Source organism: Rhizobium azibense, assembly GCF_004342325.1.
Lineage (GTDB): Bacteria > Pseudomonadota > Alphaproteobacteria > Rhizobiales > Rhizobiaceae > Rhizobium > Rhizobium etli_B.
On the sequence record NZ_SMBJ01000006.1, the window covers coordinates 404,867 to 426,828 of the forward strand.

20 protein-coding genes are annotated in these 21,962 nt (G+C 58.3%); 4 read left to right on the forward strand and 16 right to left on the reverse strand.

Translation table 11 applies throughout. From position 1 onward, the window contains the following. Positions 1 to 1,059, reverse strand: coding sequence for a LacI family DNA-binding transcriptional regulator (locus EV130_RS17605; RefSeq protein ID WP_074064292.1), 1,059 nt, complete (start codon positions 1,057 to 1,059; stop codon positions 1 to 3). Positions 1,060 to 1,170: 111 nt separating this feature from the next. Continuing rightward, entirely contained in the window at positions 1,171 to 2,076 is a 906-nt protein-coding gene (locus tag EV130_RS17610; RefSeq protein ID WP_074065622.1) for a S1C family serine protease, read from the reverse strand. Between the two features lie 325 nt (positions 2,077 to 2,401). On the opposite strand from EV130_RS17610, the gene EV130_RS17615 reads away from it, so the two are divergent. Then, on the forward strand, positions 2,402 to 3,139 hold the full coding sequence (locus EV130_RS17615; protein WP_132550906.1) for a metallophosphoesterase: 738 nt from the start codon (positions 2,402 to 2,404) through the stop codon (positions 3,137 to 3,139). A gap of 115 nt (positions 3,140 to 3,254) precedes the next feature. Here the strand turns inward: EV130_RS17615 and EV130_RS17620 are convergent, their stop codons facing one another. After that, a complete protein-coding gene (locus EV130_RS17620; RefSeq protein WP_074065621.1) occupies positions 3,255 to 4,253 on the reverse strand; it encodes an ABC transporter permease in 999 nt (332 codons plus the stop codon). A gap of 38 nt (positions 4,254 to 4,291) precedes the next feature. After that, positions 4,292 to 5,032 (reverse strand): ATP-binding cassette domain-containing protein, encoded by a 741-nt coding sequence (locus EV130_RS17625; protein ID WP_245520069.1) that lies wholly within the window; start codon positions 5,030 to 5,032, stop codon positions 4,292 to 4,294. Between the two features lie 256 nt (positions 5,033 to 5,288). On the opposite strand from EV130_RS17625, the gene EV130_RS17630 reads away from it, so the two are divergent. Both EV130_RS17630 and EV130_RS17635 read left to right on the forward strand, forming a co-directional pair. After that, complete coding sequence (locus EV130_RS17630) at positions 5,289 to 6,269, forward strand: NAD-dependent epimerase/dehydratase family protein (RefSeq protein ID WP_132550910.1); 981 nt, start codon at positions 5,289 to 5,291, stop codon at positions 6,267 to 6,269. A 48-nt stretch (positions 6,270 to 6,317) separates the two neighbouring features. Further along, on the forward strand, positions 6,318 to 7,304 hold the full coding sequence (locus EV130_RS17635) for a sugar-binding protein (RefSeq protein ID WP_074064289.1): 987 nt from the start codon (positions 6,318 to 6,320) through the stop codon (positions 7,302 to 7,304). Between the two features lie 214 nt (positions 7,305 to 7,518). Here the strand turns inward: EV130_RS17635 and EV130_RS17640 are convergent, their stop codons facing one another. The 5 genes from EV130_RS17640 to mctS form a co-directional block, all read right to left on the reverse strand. Beyond that, on the reverse strand, positions 7,519 to 8,634 hold the full coding sequence (locus EV130_RS17640) for a TRAP transporter substrate-binding protein (RefSeq protein WP_074064288.1): 1,116 nt from the start codon (positions 8,632 to 8,634) through the stop codon (positions 7,519 to 7,521). 59 nt (positions 8,635 to 8,693) lie between these two features. Further along, positions 8,694 to 10,271: a TRAP transporter large permease gene (locus EV130_RS17645; protein ID WP_132550912.1), complete on the reverse strand. Its 1,578-nt coding sequence runs from the start codon at positions 10,269 to 10,271 to the stop codon at positions 8,694 to 8,696. Positions 10,272 to 10,283: 12 nt separating this feature from the next. Next, complete coding sequence (locus EV130_RS17650; RefSeq protein WP_074064286.1) at positions 10,284 to 10,832, reverse strand: TRAP transporter small permease subunit; 549 nt, start codon at positions 10,830 to 10,832, stop codon at positions 10,284 to 10,286. Positions 10,833 to 10,959: 127 nt separating this feature from the next. Beyond that, complete coding sequence (gene mctR, locus EV130_RS17655; protein WP_074064285.1) at positions 10,960 to 11,604, reverse strand: two-component system response regulator MctR; 645 nt, start codon at positions 11,602 to 11,604, stop codon at positions 10,960 to 10,962. Then, positions 11,601 to 12,992, reverse strand: a complete 1,392-nt coding sequence (gene mctS, locus EV130_RS17660) for a two-component system sensor histidine kinase MctS (RefSeq protein WP_074064284.1) — start codon at positions 12,990 to 12,992, stop codon at positions 11,601 to 11,603. Before mctS ends, mctR begins: the two co-directional genes overlap by 4 nt. 584 nt (positions 12,993 to 13,576) lie before the next feature. Between mctS and EV130_RS17665 the strand changes: the two genes are divergently transcribed. Continuing rightward, positions 13,577 to 14,641, forward strand: coding sequence for a glycosyltransferase family 2 protein (locus tag EV130_RS17665; RefSeq protein ID WP_132550916.1), 1,065 nt, complete (start codon positions 13,577 to 13,579; stop codon positions 14,639 to 14,641). Positions 14,642 to 14,775: 134 nt separating this feature from the next. On the opposite strand, the gene pqqE is transcribed toward EV130_RS17665, so the two are convergent. The 7 genes from pqqE to EV130_RS17700 all read right to left on the reverse strand — a co-directional run bounded on the left by pqqE (position 14,776) and on the right by EV130_RS17700 (position 21,572). Next, positions 14,776 to 15,882: a pyrroloquinoline quinone biosynthesis protein PqqE gene (pqqE, locus tag EV130_RS17670; RefSeq protein WP_074064281.1), complete on the reverse strand. Its 1,107-nt coding sequence runs from the start codon at positions 15,880 to 15,882 to the stop codon at positions 14,776 to 14,778. Then, on the reverse strand, positions 15,879 to 16,178 hold the full coding sequence (pqqD, locus tag EV130_RS17675) for a pyrroloquinoline quinone biosynthesis peptide chaperone PqqD (protein ID WP_335727745.1): 300 nt from the start codon (positions 16,176 to 16,178) through the stop codon (positions 15,879 to 15,881). Before pqqD ends, pqqE begins: the two co-directional genes overlap by 4 nt. Further along, the gene (pqqC, locus tag EV130_RS17680) at positions 16,175 to 16,930 is read right to left on the reverse strand and encodes a pyrroloquinoline-quinone synthase PqqC (protein WP_074064280.1); all 756 of its coding nucleotides are present in this window, start codon (positions 16,928 to 16,930) and stop codon (positions 16,175 to 16,177) included. The genes pqqD and pqqC overlap by 4 nt, the downstream gene beginning before the upstream one ends. Beyond that, positions 16,927 to 17,865, reverse strand: a complete 939-nt coding sequence (pqqB, locus tag EV130_RS17685; protein ID WP_074064279.1) for a pyrroloquinoline quinone biosynthesis protein PqqB — start codon at positions 17,863 to 17,865, stop codon at positions 16,927 to 16,929. Before pqqB ends, pqqC begins: the two co-directional genes overlap by 4 nt. 297 nt (positions 17,866 to 18,162) lie before the next feature. Further along, positions 18,163 to 19,020, reverse strand: coding sequence for a substrate-binding domain-containing protein (locus tag EV130_RS17690; protein ID WP_074064277.1), 858 nt, complete (start codon positions 19,018 to 19,020; stop codon positions 18,163 to 18,165). 4 nt (positions 19,021 to 19,024) lie between these two features. Continuing rightward, the gene (locus tag EV130_RS17695) at positions 19,025 to 19,543 is read right to left on the reverse strand and encodes a c-type cytochrome, methanol metabolism-related (RefSeq protein WP_081377229.1); all 519 of its coding nucleotides are present in this window, start codon (positions 19,541 to 19,543) and stop codon (positions 19,025 to 19,027) included. Positions 19,544 to 19,724: 181 nt separating this feature from the next. After that, the gene (locus EV130_RS17700; RefSeq protein ID WP_165918543.1) at positions 19,725 to 21,572 is read right to left on the reverse strand and encodes a methanol/ethanol family PQQ-dependent dehydrogenase; all 1,848 of its coding nucleotides are present in this window, start codon (positions 21,570 to 21,572) and stop codon (positions 19,725 to 19,727) included. Positions 21,573 to 21,962: the final 390 nt, after the last annotated feature.

A 21,962-nucleotide genomic window follows, 5' to 3' on the forward strand; every position in this document is an offset into this window, starting at 1 on the left:
TCATCCTCTGGTTGTTTTTTTGCCCATTGCGATTTTCGGATTCGCCGGCGGCGCAACGGAACTCCGCACGACGATCTCGACCGGCAGGAGCTCTTCCACAGCGCATGGGGCACGCTCCTGCCAGTTTGTTTCAAGAAGCAACGACAGCGCGCGCTGGCCTATCTGCCGAACGGGCTGGCGGACGGCCGTTACCGGCGGCGCAAAAAGATGCAGCGGCCCGACGTCGTCGAAACCAACGATCGAGACGTCCTGAGGAATCGAAATGCCTTGGCTGCGCAAGACTTCAATAAGGCCGATGGCGATTTCATCCGAACTCGCGAAGATCGCGCTCGCAGGCATGCCATCGGCTATGAAGCGCTTGGCAGCTTCGCGCCCGAAGGCGACGGTGTATTCGCCCTTATAGTTGAGCAACACAGCATCAGCACCCCACAGTTCGTGCATTGCCCTTTCTAGCCCCTGGAACCGTCGCTGTGCGCTGATCATCCGTTCGGGTCCACCGATGAATAGGACGCGGCGATGCCCCATTTGCGCAAGATGCGTTCCCGCAAGATAGCCACCCCTGTCATTGTCGCAGAAGAGCTTCGGTGCCAGCGCGTCCGGAACGTCTTCGTCGACGACGACGACCTTGCCGGTGCGGTTGATGAGCGCCCCCAGTTGCCCGTCATCGGGATGATTTGTAACGAAGATCAATCCATCGACGTGGTTGCGTTCTATCAGCTGAAGATAGGCGACCTCGCGGCCGGAGCGGTTCAGCGTCGCATACAGCGAGACGGCAAGCCCGCGGCGATCCGCCTCCTCCTCCACCGCCGCCACAAGGGTTGCGAAGAACGGATTGGCGATGTCGGGCACGACGAGACCGATCGTATCCGAGCGCCCGCGGCTTAGGCGCCGGGCATGCGGATTGGGCTGATAATTGAGATCACGGATCGCATCCTCGATCCTCTTCTTCGTCTCGTGGGGAAGCTCGAGCGAGCCGTTCAGCAGCCGAGAGACTGTCGTCACGGAAACGCCGGCAGCACCGGCGACATCCTTCAGACTGGTGACACGCTCGTTTCCCATCGCTTGTAAACCGCTTTAGTAAACCGATTTACCATTTAGTTCACCGATCCCCTTTTGAGTCAAGCGGACTGTCGACCCGGTTATCTACGGCCAAACAATCGCAAAGCTTCATTACTGCAGTTGCGGCTTTCGAAGAAAGCTGTTGCGGTCGGCCGACTTGACACGCAGCCAAGCTTCACGACCATCGCGCAATATCCTCATGGGGATTTCCACACCGGCGGGACCGCTCCTCCATAGCTTGCGGTAAAAGTCGGCAAGACCGGCGACCTCTCCATCCCTTATCTCGGAGATGATATCTCCCTCACGCAAGCCCGCTTGAGCCGCCGGGCCCCCTTCAGCCACGCTCATGACCACCACGTCGCCATTGCTTTCGGCAGAAAAGGCCCCGAGCCAGGGACGCGGCGGCTTATTCACTTGGCCGCGCGTGAGCAGATCATCAAGAATGGGTGGCAGCAGGTTGATCGGTACAACCATGTTGATGTCGGCGGCCTGTCCCCTTTGGCTCATTTGCAGGCGCAGCGAGCCAATGCCGAGAAGTTTGCCGTCGGAGCCGATGAGTGCCGCACCTCCCCAGGAAGGGTGAGCAGGCGCGATGAAAATCGCCTCTTCGAGCAGATATTCCCAGTAACCGGCGAATTCCTGCTTGGCGACAATCGCAGCCTGCACAAACTGACCGATGCCGTCAGCAAGCATAACCGGATCGCCGACCTTCGCTGCAATTGCATCCCCAAGATCCAATGCGGGAACGTAAAGCGGCCCGAGCGCCTGCACCAGGCCGAAGCCGGTTTCCTGATCATAGGCAAGGGCATGCGCAGGAACGACATAGCCATCATTGCGCGTCAGCCACACTTCCTCGGCCTCGGTGATCAGATAGCCGATTGTGACCACCAGCCCGTTTTCACCGATCACCACGCCGCTTCCCTCTCTTTGGGTACCGAGGGTCATCGCCGTGAAGGCATCTTCCGGAATTGAAGAACGTACGGCCACAACGGACCGCAAAATCCTGTCGATGTTCATGCTTTCGTTCCTGATGAGCAAGCTCCACGCACGCGAAAGCGTCACCGCTTTCCTGCGGCGCCCGGCATTCCTCTAAAATATGGCTGGTCACAGTGCAGCACAAGCCGGAAGAGCCGAATCTGCTTTCACGTCGATGCGAAAGTCGAAGAGAAAACGGATCAACCGAGCACCGATATGAAACTGTTTTTCGATGCGACGTATCGAAAACAGGATTGACGTTTCATACACCACAACAGGCACTTGCCGGGCTCCATCCCTTGCCAGCAGAGCTGCATCACCTCAGATGAACACAGAGTGATGCTTGTACCGCGTCTGAGTATGCCAAATGAAAATCGTCGAGTTAGCCAGTTCTGTGTCTCGCCCCGTTTATGCCATTGGCGATGTTCATGGGATGGCCAGCCTGCTCGAGCTTCTGTTAGCGACCATCGACGACGATGCCCACAGATGTGATGCGAAGCCGCGGGTCGTATTCCTCGGCGACATCGTCGACAGAGGGCCCGACAGCCGGCGAGCGATGGAAATCGTCCATGCGACGCTTCAAGAACGTGAGGGATCGCACTTCATTCTCGGAAATCACGACTACCTGTTTCGCGAGGCATTGAACAACCACCTCGGCGATCCGGCGCTCGATCATTGGCTGTCAGGCATGGGCGGAAAGTCGACCCTTCGATCGTACAGTCACCGCATGCCGGGCTGGGCAGGAGAGCTGCCGGACCTGCTGCTTCCCCGCTATTCCCATCATCTGGCACTGCTCAATCGAGCCGCAGATATGGTCATCGTGAATGGCTACTGCCTCGTTCACGCCGGGATCGACCCGAAGAAACCTCTTGCCCACCAGGACGAGCGGGATCTTCGCGAAATACGCGAACGCTTTCTCGATGTCTCAGACCCGCTCGAAAAGGTCGTGGTGCATGGCCATACGATAACGGAATCGGAACTTCCGGAGGTCCATTCGAACCGAATAGCGATCGATACAGGGGCGTATCGCACGGGACGCCTGTCGGCCGTCGTTATTGCTGGCAATAGTGAGCCGCGCTTTCTGTATGTCTCCCACTCCGATTAGCCCACCATTTCACGCTTTACTCCGCGCAGAAGGCGCGATTGAGCGGTTTGCACCCCTCTGCCGGCAATCCGGGAACGAGAACAAGACATCCAAGGCCCAGGCTCAAGCAAGACCATTATTCGCTTTGCCGGAAGTTGCGGATCCTGTCGAAAAGCACGGCAAGCACGATGGCGCCCCCAATGAAGGTCCCCTGCCAGAAAGCGTTGATGCCGAGCAGGCCGAGACTGTTGCGGATCACTTCGATCAGCGCAGCTCCGACCAACGCGCCGAGAGCGGTACCGACGCCGCCTGCCAGATTGGCGCCACCAATGACGGCGGCGGCGATGACCTGAAGCTCCATTCCGGCACCTATATTGGTGGTGACCGCGCCCAGCCAGCCGGTTTGAACAATGCCGGCAATCCCCGCCGATAGGGCGGATATCATATAAACTGCCACCTTGATCCTGCGTACGGGAACGCCGGTCAACGTTGCGGCATGCTCATTGCCGCCGATCGCAAAAACATAGCGCCCGAACCTCGTCCAGCGCAGCACGAAACCGGTCAGCAGGGCCAGAATGATCATGTAGAGCACCGGGTTGGCGATGCCGAGAAACCACGCGCCGCCGCCGAGTGCCAGGAGCGTGTCGTGATCCGGTCCGAATTGGAAGACCACGGTATTGTTAGATGCGACCATTGCAAGACTGCGCGCGATCGACAGCATGCCGAGTGTCACGACGAACGGCGGGAAGTCGAGATAGGCGATCAAAAGCCCGTTGAAGGCCCCGATTATTAGTGCGGTGCCGATCGACGCGGCAATACCGACTTCGATGCTGTAGCCGGCATGCATCACCACCGCCAGGACCATGCTGCAAAGGCAGAGCACCGACCCAACGGACAGGTCGATTCCGCCGGTGATGATGACCAGCGTCATGCCGAGCGCAATGATCGCAACGAAAGTGACGTTGCGGGTGATGTTGTAGAGGTTCTTCGCCGTGGCGAAGGAGTCGGTTGCCGCAGACAGGAAAAGACAGGCGAGGATGACTGCGATCAGGACCCAGAAGGTCTGCCCGCCCACGACTGATGCAATCCAGTTCCGCTGCTTCTGTGCAATTGTCTGGTCAAGAGTAACAGCCATCATCGACCTTCATTTTTTCCACTATCCAAGCAGCGCGTTCACACCTGTTCGATCGCGCCGGTGATAAGCCCTGTGACTTCCTCTGGCGAACTTGCCTCAATCGGCTTGTCGGCAACTTTTCTGCCTCGCCGCAAGACAATGACGCGGTCGGCAACCGTAAAGACGTCCGGCATGCGATGGCTGATCAGGACAACGGCAATGCCGCGATCTCGCAGTTGGCGGATCAGATTGAGGACCTCCGCCACCTGGCGAACGGAAATTGCCGCAGTCGGCTCGTCCATCAGCACGATCTTTGCCTCCGAAAGCATCGTGCGCGCAATCGCCACCGCCTGCCGCTGGCCGCCTGACATCTGCCTTACGAGGTCCCGGGGACGCGTCTCCGACTTCAGCTCCCTGAAAATTTCGCCGGCACGCCTATACATGGTCTTGTAGTCCAGGACTTTCAGTGGACCGATGCCGCGCCGCAGCTCGCGCCCGAGGAACACGTTCGCCGCCGCCGTGAGATTATTGCAGAGCGCCAGATCCTGGTGAACGATCTCGATGCCGTGCTGGCGCGCCTCCACCGGCCGGTGCATGACGATTTCAGAGCCATCGAGGCGTATGGTGCCCTCGCTCGGCCGGAAGTTGCCGGCAATCATCTTGACCAGCGTTGATTTTCCAGCGCCGTTATCGCCCATGAGACCGACGACCTGGCCCGCCAGAAGCGAAAGCGAAACGTCGTTGACTGCCTGGATGGCACCGAAATGTTTGGAAATGTTGGTGAGTTCGAGAACCGCCACCAGCCTGCTGACCTCCCAAAACCTGCAGGCTTGCCCCAATTGCCCCTCAGATGTCGCCCAAGGGATGGATGCCCGCAATCTCGCCTTGCCGATGTCCTCCCAGCAAAGCGATTCCACCGCATTTACGCAAAACCTTGCGAAAGCGTCAATCAATTGTCCGACGAATCAAGCTGACATCACAAAAATCTGTTTTGTATGACAAATACTCGTTGACGGGCGAAGCGAGCGGATATTAGCTGTTAGTGGGAGAGAGAGCATGCTGATCCTTGTCACCGGTGCGACGGGCAAGGTCGGGCGGCGCTTTATTGCTGGGCTGCTTGACGATCCGAGATTTACGAAAGCACGCATCCGCGCGCTGTGCCATAATCGTTTGCTTCCTGAGACCAGCCGTATCGAAGTCACAAAGGGCTCGATCGCCGACCAGCATGTCGCGGCAGCCGCAATGAAAGATGTTACCCACGTTCTGCATCTTGCCACCTGCAAGGAAACGCCTTCCGCCGTCATGGACGTCACGGTCAAGGGTCTTTTCTGGCTACTCGAAGCCTTTCGGACGAGCGCTACCGCACAGCAGTTCATCCTCATCGGCGGTGATGCCGGTATCGGCCATTTCTACTATCGCCACGACGGACCGATCACCGAGGATACGCCGCATCGCGCTTATCCTGGCAGTTACGCGCTTTCCAAAGTTCTCGAGGAGGTAATGCTTGAACAGTTCGCTATCCAGTACGGCCTCAACAGCTGCTGCCTTCGCGCACCGTGGATCATGGAGAAGGATGATTTCAAATATACGCTGTCCTTCGGCGATGATGTTTTCGGCGGACCCGACTGGAAGACGCTGGTCCCGCAAGACGATGCGAGGCGTTATGCGGAAGCTGGCACAGTGCCGCTGCTGCGCGACGCCGACGGACGCCCGCTGAAGCGTAATTTCGTGCATGTGGATGATCTCGTATCGGCAATTCTGGCAGCTATCGACAATCCACGGGCAAAACGCCAGCTGTTCAATATCTGTATGGACCGGCCGGTCGACTATGGCGAGGTCGCAGCCTATCTGGCGCAGACGCGAAATCTTGGGGCTGTCGACATCCCAAGCCAGTACCACTCGAATTGGATGGATAACAGCAAGGCCAGATACCTGCTGGATTGGCAGCCCAGCTATGATCTGGAAAGGCTTATCGACTCGGCCTGGCAATACGAGCGTTCGCACGATGACCGTCGCATTGTCTGGTACCCGGGTTGATTTGGTATGGCGGTCGCGTCGCGCCCGTCTGTTTCAAGGGAGGAAACCATGAGGAAGGCATTGTTACTTGCATTCACAGCCTTGGCACTCACCGCCGGCCCGGCGCTTGCCAAGAAGCAGCTCGTGATCGTCGTCAAAGGTCTCGACAACCCGTTCTTCGAAGCGATCAACCAGGGTTGCCAGAAATGGAACAAGGAAAATCCGGACTCGGAATATGAGTGCTTCTACACGGGCCCGGCATCGACATCCGATGAAGCCGGCGAGGCCCAGATCGTCCAGGACATGCTAGGCAAGGCCGACACGGCTGCGATTGCCATCTCGCCGTCGAATGCCAAGCTAATCGCCCAGACGCTCAAAACAGCCAATCCGAGCGTTCCGGTAATGACGCTCGACGCCGACCTCGCCCAGGAAGACGCTGCTTTGCGGAAGACCTATCTGGGCACTGACAACTATCTCATGGGCAAGCGCATAGGCGACTACATGAAAGAGGCTAAACCGGATGGCGGCAAGGTCTGCTCGATCCAGGGTAATCCCGGCGCCGACAACATTCTGCGCCGCGCACAGGGCTGGCGCGATTCGCTGTCGGGCAAGGAAGGGCTGAGCGAGCTCAAGGGCGAAGGCGGCTGGACCGAGGTCGCCGGCTGCCCGGTGTTCACCAATGACGACGGCGCCAAGGGCGTGCAGGCGATGACTGACATCCTCGCCGCCAATCCCGACCTTGCCGGCTTCGGCATCATGGGCGGCTGGCCGCTCTTCGGCGCTCCCCAGCCCTACCGCGACCTGTTCAAGCCAATGGCCGACAAGATCGCCAAGAACGAGTTCGTCATCGGCGCCGCCGACACGATCGGCGACGAAGTGGCGATAGCCAAGGAGGGCCTTGTCACCGCTTTGGTCGGCCAACGTCCCTTCGAAATGGGCTATAAGGCGCCCTCCGTGATGATGGACCTGATCGCCGGAAAGCCGGTCGAGGATCCGGTGTTTACCGGGCTCGACGAATGCACTAAGGACACAGTCGACACCTGCATCCAGAAATAACGCCTGGGCCGGAGCGTCCAAGGCCACTGGGCGCTCCGGGTCTCCCGACCATCACACGATGACAGGGCCTGGCTGACATCTCTCGTCATTAAGGCACCTTTTGACCTCGTCCTTGCTGGGGTCATAAACGATCCCGCAGCGCGGTTAAAGGCCCCTGCAAACGCTGCAGTAACGGTGAGAAAAGCGGCTGGCCAGACCTCCAGCCGCCTGAGTGTCACTTGCCGGCGGCCTGTGCGGCGTACATGTAGCTGTCGTAGCTGTATTCGGCGACACGGAACCACTCGAAGGATTCGTCGCGGAATTTCTTCCAGGCCGGATAGATCTTCGCCCAGGCCGGATACTTGGCACTGTACTCGCCATAGAGTTCAAACGTCGCCTTATAGGCCGCATCCATGACGTCACGCGGAAGCGGACGAAGTTTCACCCCCTTGCCGACCAGCGATCGGATCGCCTTGGTGTTCTTGACGTCATAAAGCGCCTGCATGTTGACGTTGGCCGCCTTGCAGGCGGTGTCGAGCGCTGCCTTGTAAGCGTCCGGCAAGCCTTCATACTGCGCCTTGTTGATGAAGAAGTGGATGGTCAGACCGCCTTCCCAATATGCGGGATAATAGTAATAGGGGGCGATCTGGTAGAAGCCGAGGCGCTCGTCATCGTAGGGTCCAACCCATTCGGCTGCGTCGATCGTACCGCGTTCGAGCGCCGGATAGATATCGCCGCCGGGCAGCTGTTGCGGAACGACACCGAGACGCGACATCACCTGGCCGGCGACACCGGCAATACGCATCTTGACGCCGTTGAGGTCTGCAGTGCTGTTGATCTCCTTGCGGAACCAGCCACCCATCTGGGCGCCCGTGCCACCGCCGGGCTTGCCGATGATGCCGTATTCAGAAAGAAACTCGTCATAGAGCTCGTTGCCGCCGCCGTGATAGAGCCAGGCGTTTTGCTGGCGGGCATTGAGACCGAAGGGGATCGTTGAACCGATGGCAAAAGTCGGATTCTTGCCGGTAAAGTAATATCCGCAGGTGTGGGCGATTTCGACGGTATTTGCCTGGACCGCATCGATCGCCTGCGGGCCGGGAACTATCTCGCCGGCTTGAAAGACCTGGATCTGAAATTTACCCTCCGTGATCTTGGAAAGGGCATCGGCCATGACCACCGCCCCGCCATAGATCGTATCGAGATTGTTCGGGAAGCCGGACGTCAAGCGCCACTTGATCGTCGGCAGTTCCTGCGCCACGGCCGGGGCCGCCAGCGCTGCTCCTGCCACCGTGGCAGCGCCACCGAGCGCTCCCCTGGTCAGAAAATTACGGCGGCTCAGTTGATCTGTCATCATATCCTCCTCTGTTGATGGGATTTGCAGCACTTGGCAAAGCGCTGATGGCTGCTACGTTACTTGCCGGGTTCGGAGGGCGCGCCAAAGCTTGGCGTCGGCGATCCAAAATCGGGCGCGGGTGCTCCAAAACCAGGTGCGGCCGGCGCACCGTCTGACGGTTCAGGAGCGCCGAACGGTTGGGCAGGCGTGCCGAATGGATTTTCTGCGCCAGCATCCGGCATCGGGACGTTCAATTGGATGGTCGACGGATCGACGGTGACCTGGCCGGCCTTGTAGTGGGTGACGAGCTGGGGGAACGCGATGACGACAATGACCATCGCAAGCTGGATCCCCAGGAACGGCAAGGCGCCCATATAGATCTGCCCCGAGGTGACCGGCTGGATGGTCGCGCCCGAAATTCGGTCCTTATAAGCCCGGCTCGGCGCGACAGACCGCAGATAAAACAGCGAGAAACCGAATGGCGGGTGCATGAACGAGGTCTGCATGTTGATCGCCAGCATCACGCCAAACCAGATCAGGTCGATACCAAGGCTGTCGGCAACAGGCGCGAGCAGCGGAATGATGATGAAGGCGAGTTCGAAATAATCGAGGAAGAAGGCTAGGAAGAAGACCAGCAGGTTGGCGACAATCAGAAAGCCGATTTCACCGCCCGGGATCGACGTCATCAGATGCTCGACCCAAACGTGGCCGTTGACGCCATAAAAGGTCAGCGAAAAGACGCGTGCACCCAACAGGATGAAGATCACGAAAGACGAGAGCTTCGCCGTCGAATACAGCGCCGCCTTGATCATTTTGAGTTCGAGGCGACGATTGAATGCGGCAAGGATCAGGGCACCGACGGCACCCATCGCGCCACCTTCGGTGGGGGTCGCAAGACCAATGAAAATCGTTCCGAGCACCAGGAAGATCAGCACCAGGGGCGGCACGAGCGATGTCACAACTCTTCCGGCGAGCTTCCAGCCTCGCAGCAAACGCGCTTCTGCCGGTAGCGCGGGAACGCTGGCGGGCCGAAGAATGGACATTACGATGATGTAGGCCGAATAGACTGCCACCAGCAGAAGGCCTGGCACGAGAGCGCCCTTGTACATGTCGCCGACCGACCGACCGAGCTGATCTGCCAGAATAATCAGGACGAGGCTTGGCGGAATGATCTGCGCAAGCGTCCCCGACGCGGCGATGGTGCCGGCGGCAACGCGGCGATCATAACCGTAGCGAAGCATGATCGGCAGCGAGATCAGACCCATAGAGATGACGGAGGCGGCAACGACGCCGGTCGTCGCAGCAAGGATGGCGCCGACAAAGATCACAGCGAAGGCAAGGCCGCCGCGCACAGGCCCGAACAGTTGTCCGATCGTGTCCAACAAATCCTCCGCCATACCGCTTCGCTCGAGGATCAGTCCCATGAACGTGAAGAACGGAATTGCAAGCAGCGTCTCATTGGACATCTGTCCGAAGATGCGGTCGGGGATTGCCCCGAACAGGTTGATCGGCAGCAGGCCCATCTCGATGCCGACGAAACCGAACACAAAGCCGACGAAGGCCAGTGCAAACGCCACGGGATAGCCGAGCAAAAGCACGACGATCAGCGACAGGAACATGATGGGCGCGAGATTTTCCGCAAAGAAAGCAAACATGGATTTTCCTGCCTAGAGAGTTTGTGCTTCAGCGTCGGCAAGCGCGATCGCATCCGGAAGATCGCCCTTCAGGATCGCGATGCGTTTGATGAGTTCCGAAATGCCCTGGAGTGCCAGCAAGCCGAAGCCGGCAGGAATAAGTGCCCATACGGGCCACAGGAGCAGGCCGCCGGTATTGTTCGATATTTCGCCGCTGACGAATTTCGATACGACGATCGGCCAGGACAGGTAAATCGTGATCAGACAGAACGGCAAGAGAAAGAAGATCGTGCCGAGGATTTCGATCCAAAGCTGCGCGCGTCGCGGCAACTGACCGTAGACAAGGTCGACCTTGACATGTTCGCTACTTAAAAGCGTCCATGCTGCGGCGATGAGAAATACGGCCGAAAACAAGTACCACTGAGCTTCGAGCCAGGCGTTCGAACTCAAGTTGAACAGTTTGCGGATGGTCGCGTTGATCGCGCTGATCAGCACTGCTGCCAGCAACAACCATGAAACGGATTTACCCAAAAAGATATTGATCGCGTCAATGACGCGCGACAGCGACAGCAAGCCAGCCATGATGTAATCCTCCCAGGGTCACAGGCTCTTGGCGACGTGACCCGGGCAACTGGTATTGCGCGGAAACTTTAGGAACAAGACCGAAAATCGGCAAAATACGCGGCTCTACCCAGTACTGGGTAGGTGCTCAACTCTCGGCCCAGGTCAATCCGTTCGCGATGGCATAGCGCGTCAGCCCAGCCGTCGTCGCGATGTTGAGCTTCTTCTTGATGTTCTTGCGATGCGTCTCGACCGTGGCGGCTGAGAGACCGAGTAACTGCGCAATATCGCGATTGCTTTTTCCTGCCGCCAGCAACAGTAGAACATCATGCTCGCGTGTCGTTAGAGGAAGCGCATCCGGCGCCTCCCTTCGCTCGAGGAGAACATCGGAGACACCGGAAGAAAAGTAGCTTTTGCCGTCTGCCACGGCTTCGATCGCGGCGATGATCTCGTCGGTGGAGACATCCTTGAGTATGTAACCGGATGCCCCATGCAACACCGATGTCGAAATATATTCGCGACTGTCGTGCATCGACAGCATCAGGATGCGTGCTTCGGGCAGTTGCTCCTTGAAGAGCTCGATCGCGTCTATGCCGCTGAGCTGCGGCATGTTGATGTCCATCAGGACCACTGCTGGCTTTTCCCTCAGTGCAATCTCAAGCCCTGCGCGTGCCAATCCGGCGGTACCGACGATCTCAATGTGTTCATAGGTTTCCAAAACGGCCCCCAACCCGTCGAGAACCAGGGGATGGTTGTCGATCAAAAGAACCTTTATATTTTTTCTGCCGCTCATGCTGCGTCCTCGAGTTGTGCGCGGTTCACCGTAGCCGACCTTGGAAGCATCGCGGTCAGGATGGTGCCCGCCGATGTCGTCTTGATCAGCAGCAGTCCGCCGAAATGGGCCAGGCGCTCCTGCATATTGCGCAGTCCGAGCCCGCCGCCGAGCGCTTTCTTTCCCTCGGCCATTGTTTCATCGAAACCGTTTCCGTTGTCAGAGATCGTCATGCGGACACGGCCGCCAACGCTCCAAATCCTGATGTCGACGCGGGAGGCTCCCGAATGCCGCTCCACATTGTTCAACGCCTCCTGCGCAACTCGATACAGCGCCGTGCTCGCCTCGGACTTCAGCATGTTCTTGAAGGGAAGCGCCTCCAGTCTGGTCTCGATGCCCGTCCGCTCCGAGAAGTTGTCGCAAAGTGCCTTGAGCGCCGGCGTCAGGCCAAGATCATCAAGCGCTCGCGGACGCAGGTCATGGGAAAGGCGGCGTACCTCCTTGATCGCCCCGTTCAGCGCCTCTGCTCCGCGATCGATTGCGCGGGCCGCATCTTCGGCCTGGCTTGCGACCTTGCGGCTCGCCAGATCGATCGCATAGCGGACGCCGATGAGGTTCTGCGAGATTCCATCATGCAGTTCACGGGCAAGGCGCGTCCTTTCCTCTTCCTGCGTGTCGATAATGCGCTGCGCGAGCTGTTTAAGCTTGCTGTCTGCAAGGCGACGTTCTCTCAACGTCAGCAGCATGCCGGTGGCAAAGACGATGAGAACCGCAGGCACCGCGATCAGCGCAATGATCAGAAATGTCTTGCGCACATTGGCACGGAAATCTGCGTTTGCTGCGGCGGTCTGTGCGAAGACGTCGTCAAGATAAACGCCCGTTCCCAGCATCCATTTCCACTTGTCGAGTCCGGCGGCGAAGGACAGCTTGTCGGCCACCTCCCCCGAGGACGGCTTCTGCCACTTGTACTGGTGGAGCCCGCCGCCCTCCTTGGCCTTCTGGATTAGATTGGCAATAACCCGATCGCCATCAGGATCGGTAAGATCGAGCCAGTTGTGACCAGGCCGGAACGTTTGACGCGGATGGACGACATTGTTACCGTCGTAATCATAGACAAAGAAGTAGCCATCCTTGCCATAGTCGAGAGCGGTCAGGATGGCGCGAACCTTCTCCTTTGCTCCTTCGTCGTCCGGACCGGCGGCTTCGTAAATGTCATGAATGGCTGAGAGCGCAAGATTTGTGAGATTGAGGAGTTCCGTTTGCTTGGCCTTCAGCATGTTTCGCTCGAAGGTGTCGATGCTGCTGCGCACAAGCGTGGCCGACTGCCAGGTGATGAACGCTGTGACAATCAGGATGGCCAGGATCAATGGGATGATGGCCAATGCCACAATCTGATGTCTAAGGTTCATAAGCCTGCCTCCCTGCCACCTTCTCACCTGGGCATGCTTATATATGAAACGACATCGACGGATAGCTCAAGCTTGCCCGCCTCATTCAGGAGTCGGAGCGACCATATCAATACCGGGCGCTGTTGGGGCTGTTTGGCTAGGATGCTGGGCGTTATTGCCGCCAACCTGAGGTGTGCTTCAGGCAGTGAAAGGCAGAAGGAATTCAGCAAACAACATGGGGTCCACATGGACCTTGCCCGAGTGGCCGCGACCATGAACGCCTTCGCGGCGAACCCTCGCGAATCGGTAAAACATGTTGGAGCGGTCTTCGGTCAGGCGCGGCGGACGATCCGCACAAACCCATCGCTTTCAACCGCTGCTGGCCAATGTTACAGCAACGTGTCTTTCAAAAGCCATAAAGCTGCGCAGGCTGATGAGCGCACCGATTTGATCAAAGCACGATCTTTGCTGGGTACGTGGCCGGCGTGTCGGTGCAGCGGCTTTCTTCAGCGTTGAAGCGCCGTTCTTGCCCAGACGGACATTACAAACAGGACCTGAATGAGAAGGTTCGCCGTGACCAAAGCAGAAGTGCGAGGTTCTATGCGATGCATTCCATCCAAGATGACGTTCCAGTTTCGATCATCATTGCGAATTACAACTATGCGCGCTTCTTAAAGCGCTGCATCGACAGCGCGCTGGCGCAAGATCATGACAACGTAGAGGTCATCGTTGTCGACGACGCATCGGCTGACGACAGCGCTTGTGTGATTGCGGCATATGGGTCCAGGATCACAGCTGTCCCACGAGAGCGCAATGGCGGCCACGCGGCTGCCTTCAACACGGGATTTGCGGTCAGCCGAGGCGAGATCGTTCTGTTTCTCGACGCCGACGACTATCTCTATCCGAACGCCGTATCGCAGATAATCGAGTCATGCGACGGCAATACCGCCCAGGTGCAATTCAGATTGCACATCGTCGACGAGCGCCAACGCATCAAGGATGTGTTTCCGCCTCACGAGCTCCCCTTCGATTCAGGTGACGTCACTCCGCAGCTGCTGCAGAAGGGACGCTATCAAACGACCGTCACAAGCGGGCTTGCCTTCAGGCGTTCGGTTCTGGAGGCGATCATGCCTATCCCCGAGATGGAGTTTCGCCAGGGGGCGGACGGATATCTGGTTACTGTCGCGCCTCTCCATGGAGAGGTGACGTCGATCGATTCCTGCCTTGGCGCCTACCGCATTCATGGCGCCAATCATTCCGTCTTTGCAGAAAAACTTGGCCAGCGGGCACGCTGGCGAGTGGAGCATGACTTCCGCCGGATGGAAGCCTTGTCAGATCAGGCCGCCGATGTCGGCTTGACGGTGTCGCCGGACGTCGCTCTTCATGATACGGTGCACCTCGAAGAGCGCTTGGCATCGCTTTGCATAGACCGCCAACTGCATCCCGTTCCCGACGATTCCAGGTTCATTCTGGGCGCTGCAGGTGCCGTGGCGAGCCTGGAAATGAATGCTTCGCTCAGACGGCGTGCCGTCCTCGCGGCCTGGTTTCTCTCCGTCGGCCTACTTCCCCGGCGCATGGCAAAGGCTCTCTTGTCGTGGAAGCTTGTCGCCTCTTCGAGACCTGCCTTCCTGCTGCGCCTGTCGAAAACCATTCGCCATGCCATGGGCTAGCTCCGGGACGACCAGAAGCCAACCCTCAAGGACTGGTGTGACCGGCGCGGCAGCGCAAGCCTGATCTTAGGACCGGATGAAACGATCGGCGTGGCGACTGTCAGCCGATCTGCGATGATGATAGTCCGGCCCGGCTACAGGGTCCGTCCGATGCGGCGATAACGGAAATTGTCGGAGCTGGTCGAAGGAGCGGAATTGGCTTGGCTGATGAGCGTTGCCATACGGCTATGAAGGGGTGATTTGACACAAGCGGGATCGGTGGCTGCAGCATCACCGGCTATTGCCATTGCCTGGCATCTGCAGCCGCCCCAATCGATGTCACGCCGCTCGCAGCTTCTGCAAGGTTCCAGCATCCAGTCGTCGCCGCGGAATGCATTGAATGCCGGAGAATTAAGCCAGATATCCGTCAGACTCCATTCGCCGAACCGTTCGAAATGCAAGGACGGGATGGTGGCAGCGGCGTGGCATGGAAGTGCCGTGCCATCCGGGGCTACCATGAACGCATCACGCGCCCAGCCACCCATGCAGGGTTTCGGATAGACTGCGAAATAATCGGGAGCGACAAAGTCGATCGCAAGAACTCCCTGCAACCGTGACTGGGCTTCTTCGACAATCTCCACTTGGCGCTCCACCGACGCTCGATCGGGCATGAGGGCATTGCGGTTAAGAAGAGCCCAGCCTCCATACTGAACATTGGCGATCTCCAATCTTTCTGCCCCAAGCGAAAGCGCAAGATCGATGAAAGCCGGCACTTCCTCTATGTTGTGGCGATGGATCGGAGCATTGATCGTCAGCGGCAGGCCGATCTCCACGACCCGCCTCGCAGTCTGAAGCTTCTTTTCGTGCGCGCCACGGTGATTGCCGATTTTCTCGGTCGTCGGCGCGTTCGCACCCTGAATGCTTAACTGGACATGATCGAGACCCACGTCCTGCAGCGCCTCGAGCCGCCCTTCCGGTATCCCGATCCCTGCCGTAATGAGATTAGTGTAGACGCCACGTCTTGTCAGACAGCCTACAAGCTTTTCAAGATCGGGCCTAACGGTCGGCTCTCCACCGGACAGATGAACCTGTAGGACCCCAAGATCGGCTGCCTCTTCGAAGAGAGCCCGCCATGCGTCTGTCGAAAGCTCCCTGTCCGCCTTCAACAATTCGAGCGGGTTGGAGCAGTAGACGCATTGCAGGGGACAGCGATGCGTAAGCTCGGCCAGCATGCTGATTGGCGGCAGAATTCGTTCATTCATAGCGTCACCAGAAATCTGTCGGACCAGTCCTGGAGGAATTCTTCGACATCGGGCGCAATGTCCTGGCGAGGCGCATCATATTGGCCGGCAAGTTCGTCGACCATTTGCGGCACCGTGTGCTGGCCATCGCACAGTCTCAGGATATCTAGACTGACCTCATCCGGCCAGAACACCTTTTCCGGCGACAAGACCGCCCAGGCGTTGCGCACCGGATCAAACTGCAGTCGGACGTGACGCTTCAGTTGCGGCCTCGACTGCGCGGACAAGACGGCACGCTGGCGGCGGCTCTGCATCATCTTACCTCCGGCACGAAAGCGCCCGGCGGTATGTTGCCGCCGTCTCTATAGGCATAGTCGAGTGCATCCAGCATCGCCCACAAGACATCGCATTTGAAAACGAGCGCATTTATGACGGCCTGCTGCTTTTCCGGCTCCGTCGCATGCGAAAGGACATAGGCAAGCGCAAAATCAGAATCGCGCGGCGCCTGCTTCAGCCTCGGCGTAAAGTAGGCCAGGGTATCTTCAGTCACATAGCTGTATTTTGCCAGCATGGCAGGAACCCGCTCGCCGATGATCACAGGGGCGAACAACTCCGTCAGTGAGGAGGCGATGGCTTCCAAAAGGCTGCGATTGGTGCAGAAAGACAGATAAGCTCCCACGGCAAAGCGGGTCGCAGGCAGAGCACGGCTCTCGCTCCTTACCAGTTCCTCGTTAAGCCCCAGCCCACTTGCCAGCTTGAGCCAGCGGGCGATGCCGCCATCCCAACCGGTTGCCCCATCATGATCCTCGATCCTTCGGCGCCATTCCGCGCGCAATTCCGGGTCCTCCGTCCGACTGACAATCATCGCATCCTTGCGCGGGATCATGGCCTGGTAACAGTACCGGTTGAGCGCCCATGCCTGAAGCTCCGTCCTGGTCAACGCGCCTGCCATCATTCTGTGATGGAAGGGGTGCTTGTTGTGGTATCGCTCCTCCCCCACCCGACGCAGCGTTGCTTCCAGTGCGGCGGGCGTCAGTCCATTTCGCGCCGCGTCTGCAAACTCGCTCATATGCCGATCTCCATCCCGTCGTAGCCGATCTCCCATCCCGCTGCCCTCACAGCTGCCGCTTCGGGAGAGCTCTCATCAAGGATCGGATTGGTGTTATTGATATGAACATAGATGCGGCGCGTGGGCGCGACAGCGGCAAGCATGGCCATGGAGCCGTCGGAGCCGGCGATGTGCAAGTGTCCCATACGCCGGCCGGTCTTCGCCCCGACGCCGGCGCTCAACATCTCATCATCGGTGTAGACTGTACCGTCGAAGAGCAGACACGATGACGCAGCAACCCTCCTTCTCAGGTCAGCGTCGATGGCCGCACAACCAGGAATATACAATGCGGAGGAGTGACCGCCCTCCTGGACAATACGCACCCCCACAGTATCGCCTTCTTGGGTGCCGAACCCTTCCTGCGCCCTGCCCGCATCTTCAAGAAACAGCGCAATCTTGCCCGGAACTGAAAAGGCTTCGATCACTACGGATGTCGGCTTGCCCTGCCAGTCCGCAACGGGGGTCGGCACGTCGAGCAAAAGTTCCCGGCGCTCCACCAATTGCCTGTCAAGGACATTGAAGATGCTGTTCTCCTCGATTACCCGAAGCACCCGGGCGGTTGCATAAATGACAAAGCGATGCCGCTCGCGCAGGCTCAATAGTCCGGCTATATGGTCGACATCTGCATTGGTCAGGACGACAGCCTGGATGGGCGAAGCCCGCAACGGGCCCTCCTCCATCGGCTGCAGCTCCGGAGCGGCGGCAATCTGTTCCCCAATATCCGGAGATGCGTTGAAGACAATCCAGTTCTCGCCGTCGGCGGATACGCCAAGACTCGATTGGGTCCGACGCCGAAAGCCGCCTTCACCATTGCGGACGGCGCGGCTCAGCCGATAGTTGCAGTTCCACTGGGGGAATCCGCCCCCTGCCGCGGAGCCGAGGATCTTCAGCCGCATGTGATGGTGCTTCCTTCCGGCGGCAGCCGCTCCACGCGGACAAGCCGCATGGAGCGGGAGATGCGCTTATTTCTTAGCCTTAAGTTCAGCGGAACGGTAACGTGACATTTCCATTCCGACGCAAACGACGCATGTCGTCGGCTTCTTCCAGCTTTTCTTCATAAGTTTCTCCTCTTTGCTCTGCCCGAGATCAACCACTGATCTCCTCCCGGCATCGTGCGCCTTTCGGCGCAAGCTCTGAAATCTCAACAACATTCGCATTCTGCCATTGTGGAGAAAATCCGAACGCCGTTACTGCTATCCCTTGATCTGGTTACCGGCTTCGTCGATGAGCGGGACCTGGTATTGCATCAGAATCTGGTTAATTTCCGATTGGTTTTCCCGAATCACCTTGTTCAGCGTCCGTTTCCACTCCTGATCGGACGGACGCACGCCCATGGTGATGCGATAGGACATACGGCCGGTCTTTTCCTTGAGAAGTGGCACCATGACAAGGTCCGGATTGATCTCCTTGACGTAATAGCCGGCCATCGGTCCCCAGAGGACAGCGACGTCGATGATGTCCTTTTCGAGGTCCTTCAGCATGACTTCGGCCATGGACGGCGTCGAGCGGGTATCAACCATCAACGGATAGGTCTTCGCGTTGCGCATCAGCTTGGCCCTCGCCAGGTTGGCGCTCGGCGGAGTTCTCGCGACGATCCCGATCCGCTTGTCGGCCAGTTTCGGATCCTCGAGGCTTTCCAAGCCGTCCAGACCGCTGCCCTTCTTGAAGATCATCACGTAGGTGGATCGGTAATAGGCGTTGGTGTTCTGCACCAGTTCGTCGCCTTGGGCATAACCCATGATGACATCGCACCGATTGGCTCTCAGCGTATTGCGGACAAAGCCGGTGGCCATCGGATACCATGTATAGGAGACCGATTTGCGTTGCGTTTTGGCAGCCACCAGTTCAGCCAGCTTGTTTTCGAAGCCTTCGCCGCTTTGATCCGTAAATGGCATGTTCGAGGGATCGGCGCAAACGCGCAGCACGTCCGGATCGACCAGTTCGCCCGCCGCGCCGATCCCGGCACCTTGCGCAAATACCCCTGTGGGGGTTGCGGCAACCACCGCGATCATAAACAGAATACGGCGAGCGCACGATTTGTTCGGCGACATTGGTTCAGCTCCCCATACAGGATTTTTCGTGGTCTTTCGCCGCTTGCGGCTTGTCAGCCTTCTTGGGCGGACGACCGCGCGGCGCGTCGCCGACGGCCCGGGCGCGCAGATAGACGTAGATGTCGTCGAGGTAGCAGTAGACGTTCTTGTTTTCGCCGAATGCCGGCATGACGTTTTCCTTGCCGCCGCCGACATTCTTGCGGCCCTCGGCAACGATCGACAGAAAGGTTGCGTAGTCCATGTTTTTCATCGAGTTGGCAAGCGCAGGCGCATAGCTCGAGCCGACGCCGTCGGGTCCATGGCACACATGACAGTCGGAATGATAGCGCCGGTAGCCGCTGAACGTATACCAGTCGACGGTCCCGTCATCCTGGATCTTGAATGTTGGATTGCCTTCCGCATCGACATATTTGCCATCCTGTTCGCTGACGGCTGCGGCTTTCTGCTTGTCATCGGCAGCAAGGATGACGCTGGAACCAATAAGAGACATTGCAAGCACTAAGATCGTTTTGCGCACTGACATTCGGACCTCTTTCTCATTCGCCACCAATACAGCCGTGCTGTCGCGATGCGGCGTTGACAGGAGAGTTGTGGTTTGCGTGGCGAATTCGAGGGCCTGCCGGGGAAATCCCAGTTTTGCAGGCCCTCGTTTCTCTGCCTTGCCGCCTCGACCAAGAGGTCGGCTTGCTATGGGTTCCCGCAGATCAGTCCGGGAGACCGAAGACGGTGAGCTGACCGCCCAGCGTCGTGTAGTCGGCAAGTGCAGCGTAGCCGCCGACAGCGCCTAGACCGGCCGTTGAGATCGACTTTTCTTCCTCGGTCGGAGCCTTCTGGCCGGCAACGGCCTGCTGCCAGGCTGCAGCACCTTCCGCGCCCAAAAGACCGCCGGCAAGTCCGATGCCGGCCCATCCGCCAACACCCGACAGCACGGCAACATACTGCTTGCCCTTGTGCTCGAAGGTGTTGATGTTGCCGATAATGCCGGATGGGGTCTTGAACTTGTAAAGTTCCTTCCCGTCCTTATCGACAGCCTTGATGTAGCCTTCCAACGTGCCGTAGAAGATGACGTCGCCATCGGTCGACAGTGCGCCCGACCACACAGAGAACTGCTCGGGCTTCGACCAAACGATCTCACCCTTGGCGGCATCCCAGGCAATGAAGTTGCCCATTCCGCCATGGCTGTTGGGAGCCGGGTACATCGATACCGTTGCCCCCACATAGGGCTGACCGGCGGTATAGCTGACCTGATAAGGCTCGTAGTCCATGCAGACATGGTTGGTCGGAACGTAGAACAACCCGGTCTTCGGCGAGTAGGTGGCCGGCTGCTGGTCTTTTGTTCCAAGTGCGGCCGGGCAGACCCCCGTTGTATTGGTGTCCTCGCCATTCTGCTGCGTCGAGTACTTTGCAACCACCTGCGGGCGGCCATACTCCTTGCTCTTCGGATCCATGACGACTTCCGTCGCCCAGTTGACGGCCGGATCGTATTTCTTTGCAACGAGCAGCTCGCCGTTTCCGCGATCCAGCGTATAGGCGAAGCCGTTGCGATCGAAGTGCACCAGCACGTCGCGTTTCTGGCCGCTGATGTCCATGCCGTCCACGAGGATCATCTCGTTGACGCCATCGAAGTCCCATTCGTCATGGGGAGTCATTTGGTAGACCCATTTGGCCATGCCTGTATCCGCATCACGTGCGAATATCGTCATCGACCATTTATTGTCCCCCGGTCGCTGAACCGGGTTCCAGGTCGACGGGTTGCCAGTCCCGTAGTAGACCAGGTTGAGCTTCGGATCGAAGGCATACCAGCCCCAGGTCGTTCCGCCACCCTGCTTCCACTGTTCACCTTCCCAGCTGGTGACGCCCGAATCCTTGCCGACCGGCTTGCCGAGCTGGGTGGTCTTTTCACCATCCATCAGGGTTTCCGCGTCAGGACCGGTCGAATATGCCTTCCAGGCAACCGTACCGTCTTTCAGGTTATAGGCGGTCACATGGCCACGCACACCGTACTCGCCGCCCGATATGCCGATCAGCACCTTGTCCTTGAAGACCATGGGTGCACTCGTCCCGCTCTCGCCCTTGCCGCCGGCCGTATCCTCGCCGTTCTTCACCGACCACACGACCTTGCCGGTCTTGGCGTCGAGTGCAACGACTGTCGTGTCGGCCTGGTTGAGGATGATCTTGCCGTCGCCATAGGCAACGCCACGATTGACCGTGTCGCAGCACATGATCGCGATGACGTTTGGATCCTGCTTGGGCTCATACTTCCAGAGGATCTTGCCGTCATTGTTGAGATCGAGAGCATATACCGTATTTGGGAACGGCGCATGGACATACATCACGTCGCCGATCACCAGAGGTCCACCTTCATGACCGCGCAGCACGCCGGTCGAGAATGTCCATTTGACCTGGAGGTTCTTCACATTGTCCTTGTTGATCTGGTTCAATTTCGAAAACCGGGTATTGGCATAGTCACCCGTCGGAATCGCCCAGTTTTTGGAATCGGAGATCAATTTTTGGACCTCGTCGTTGGCAGTAACTCCTCCCGCCAATGACATAGATACCGCAGTCGTCACCAATGCCGTTTTAATGAAGCTTGCACGTACACGCATTTAGTCCTCCCTAAGTTCGCAAGGATGACGAGTTAAAACGGCGCCTGTTCAGCGACCCGCGTCATCGGTTCAGCGTGTGGGAAGTATTTCCGGCAGCGTGTCACGACCTAAGCCAGGCGCGCGGAGGGCACCGTTACCGCCCACCCGCTTGGCCTACGAAGACAGTCACCACTCCCTTGACGGTAACGTCCTTGAAGCCGGAAACAAATAGACCATAAGAGATAGATTTGCTTTCCGCAAGCGTGTTTGTTCAGCAATGTACGCTGCATCGCAGCATCAATTTTTGTGCGTTGCAATATTAAAGCTGGAAGGTTACTATAAAACTACTGACGACGC

Excerpts from the sequence above, each read along its gene's own strand:
- EV130_RS17605 (WP_074064292.1), bottom strand. The coding sequence starts at position 1,059 with ATGGGAAACGAGCGTGTCACCAGTCTGAAGGATGTCGCCGGTGCTGCC.
- EV130_RS17610 (WP_074065622.1), bottom strand. The coding sequence starts at position 2,076 with ATGAACATCGACAGGATTTTGCGGTCCGTTGTGGCCGTACGTTCTTCA.
- EV130_RS17615 (WP_132550906.1), top strand. The coding sequence starts at position 2,402 with ATGAAAATCGTCGAGTTAGCCAGTTCTGTGTCTCGCCCCGTTTATGCC.
- EV130_RS17620 (WP_074065621.1), bottom strand. The coding sequence starts at position 4,253 with ATGGCTGTTACTCTTGACCAGACAATTGCACAGAAGCAGCGGAACTGG.
- EV130_RS17630 (WP_132550910.1), top strand. The coding sequence starts at position 5,289 with ATGCTGATCCTTGTCACCGGTGCGACGGGCAAGGTCGGGCGGCGCTTT.
- EV130_RS17635 (WP_074064289.1), top strand. The coding sequence starts at position 6,318 with ATGAGGAAGGCATTGTTACTTGCATTCACAGCCTTGGCACTCACCGCC.
- EV130_RS17640 (WP_074064288.1), bottom strand. The coding sequence starts at position 8,634 with ATGACAGATCAACTGAGCCGCCGTAATTTTCTGACCAGGGGAGCGCTC.
- EV130_RS17645 (WP_132550912.1), bottom strand. The coding sequence starts at position 10,271 with ATGTTTGCTTTCTTTGCGGAAAATCTCGCGCCCATCATGTTCCTGTCG.
- EV130_RS17650 (WP_074064286.1), bottom strand. The coding sequence starts at position 10,832 with ATGGCTGGCTTGCTGTCGCTGTCGCGCGTCATTGACGCGATCAATATC.
- mctR (WP_074064285.1), bottom strand. The coding sequence starts at position 11,604 with ATGAGCGGCAGAAAAAATATAAAGGTTCTTTTGATCGACAACCATCCC.
- mctS (WP_074064284.1), bottom strand. The coding sequence starts at position 12,992 with ATGAACCTTAGACATCAGATTGTGGCATTGGCCATCATCCCATTGATC.
- EV130_RS17665 (WP_132550916.1), top strand. The coding sequence starts at position 13,577 with ATGCATTCCATCCAAGATGACGTTCCAGTTTCGATCATCATTGCGAAT.
- pqqE (WP_074064281.1), bottom strand. The coding sequence starts at position 15,882 with ATGAATGAACGAATTCTGCCGCCAATCAGCATGCTGGCCGAGCTTACG.
- pqqD (WP_335727745.1), bottom strand. The coding sequence starts at position 16,178 with ATGATGCAGAGCCGCCGCCAGCGTGCCGTCTTGTCCGCGCAGTCGAGG.
- pqqC (WP_074064280.1), bottom strand. The coding sequence starts at position 16,930 with ATGAGCGAGTTTGCAGACGCGGCGCGAAATGGACTGACGCCCGCCGCA.
- pqqB (WP_074064279.1), bottom strand. The coding sequence starts at position 17,865 with ATGCGGCTGAAGATCCTCGGCTCCGCGGCAGGGGGCGGATTCCCCCAG.
- EV130_RS17690 (WP_074064277.1), bottom strand. The coding sequence starts at position 19,020 with ATGTCGCCGAACAAATCGTGCGCTCGCCGTATTCTGTTTATGATCGCG.
- EV130_RS17695 (WP_081377229.1), bottom strand. The coding sequence starts at position 19,543 with ATGTCAGTGCGCAAAACGATCTTAGTGCTTGCAATGTCTCTTATTGGT.
- EV130_RS17700 (WP_165918543.1), bottom strand. The coding sequence starts at position 21,572 with ATGTCATTGGCGGGAGGAGTTACTGCCAACGACGAGGTCCAAAAATTG.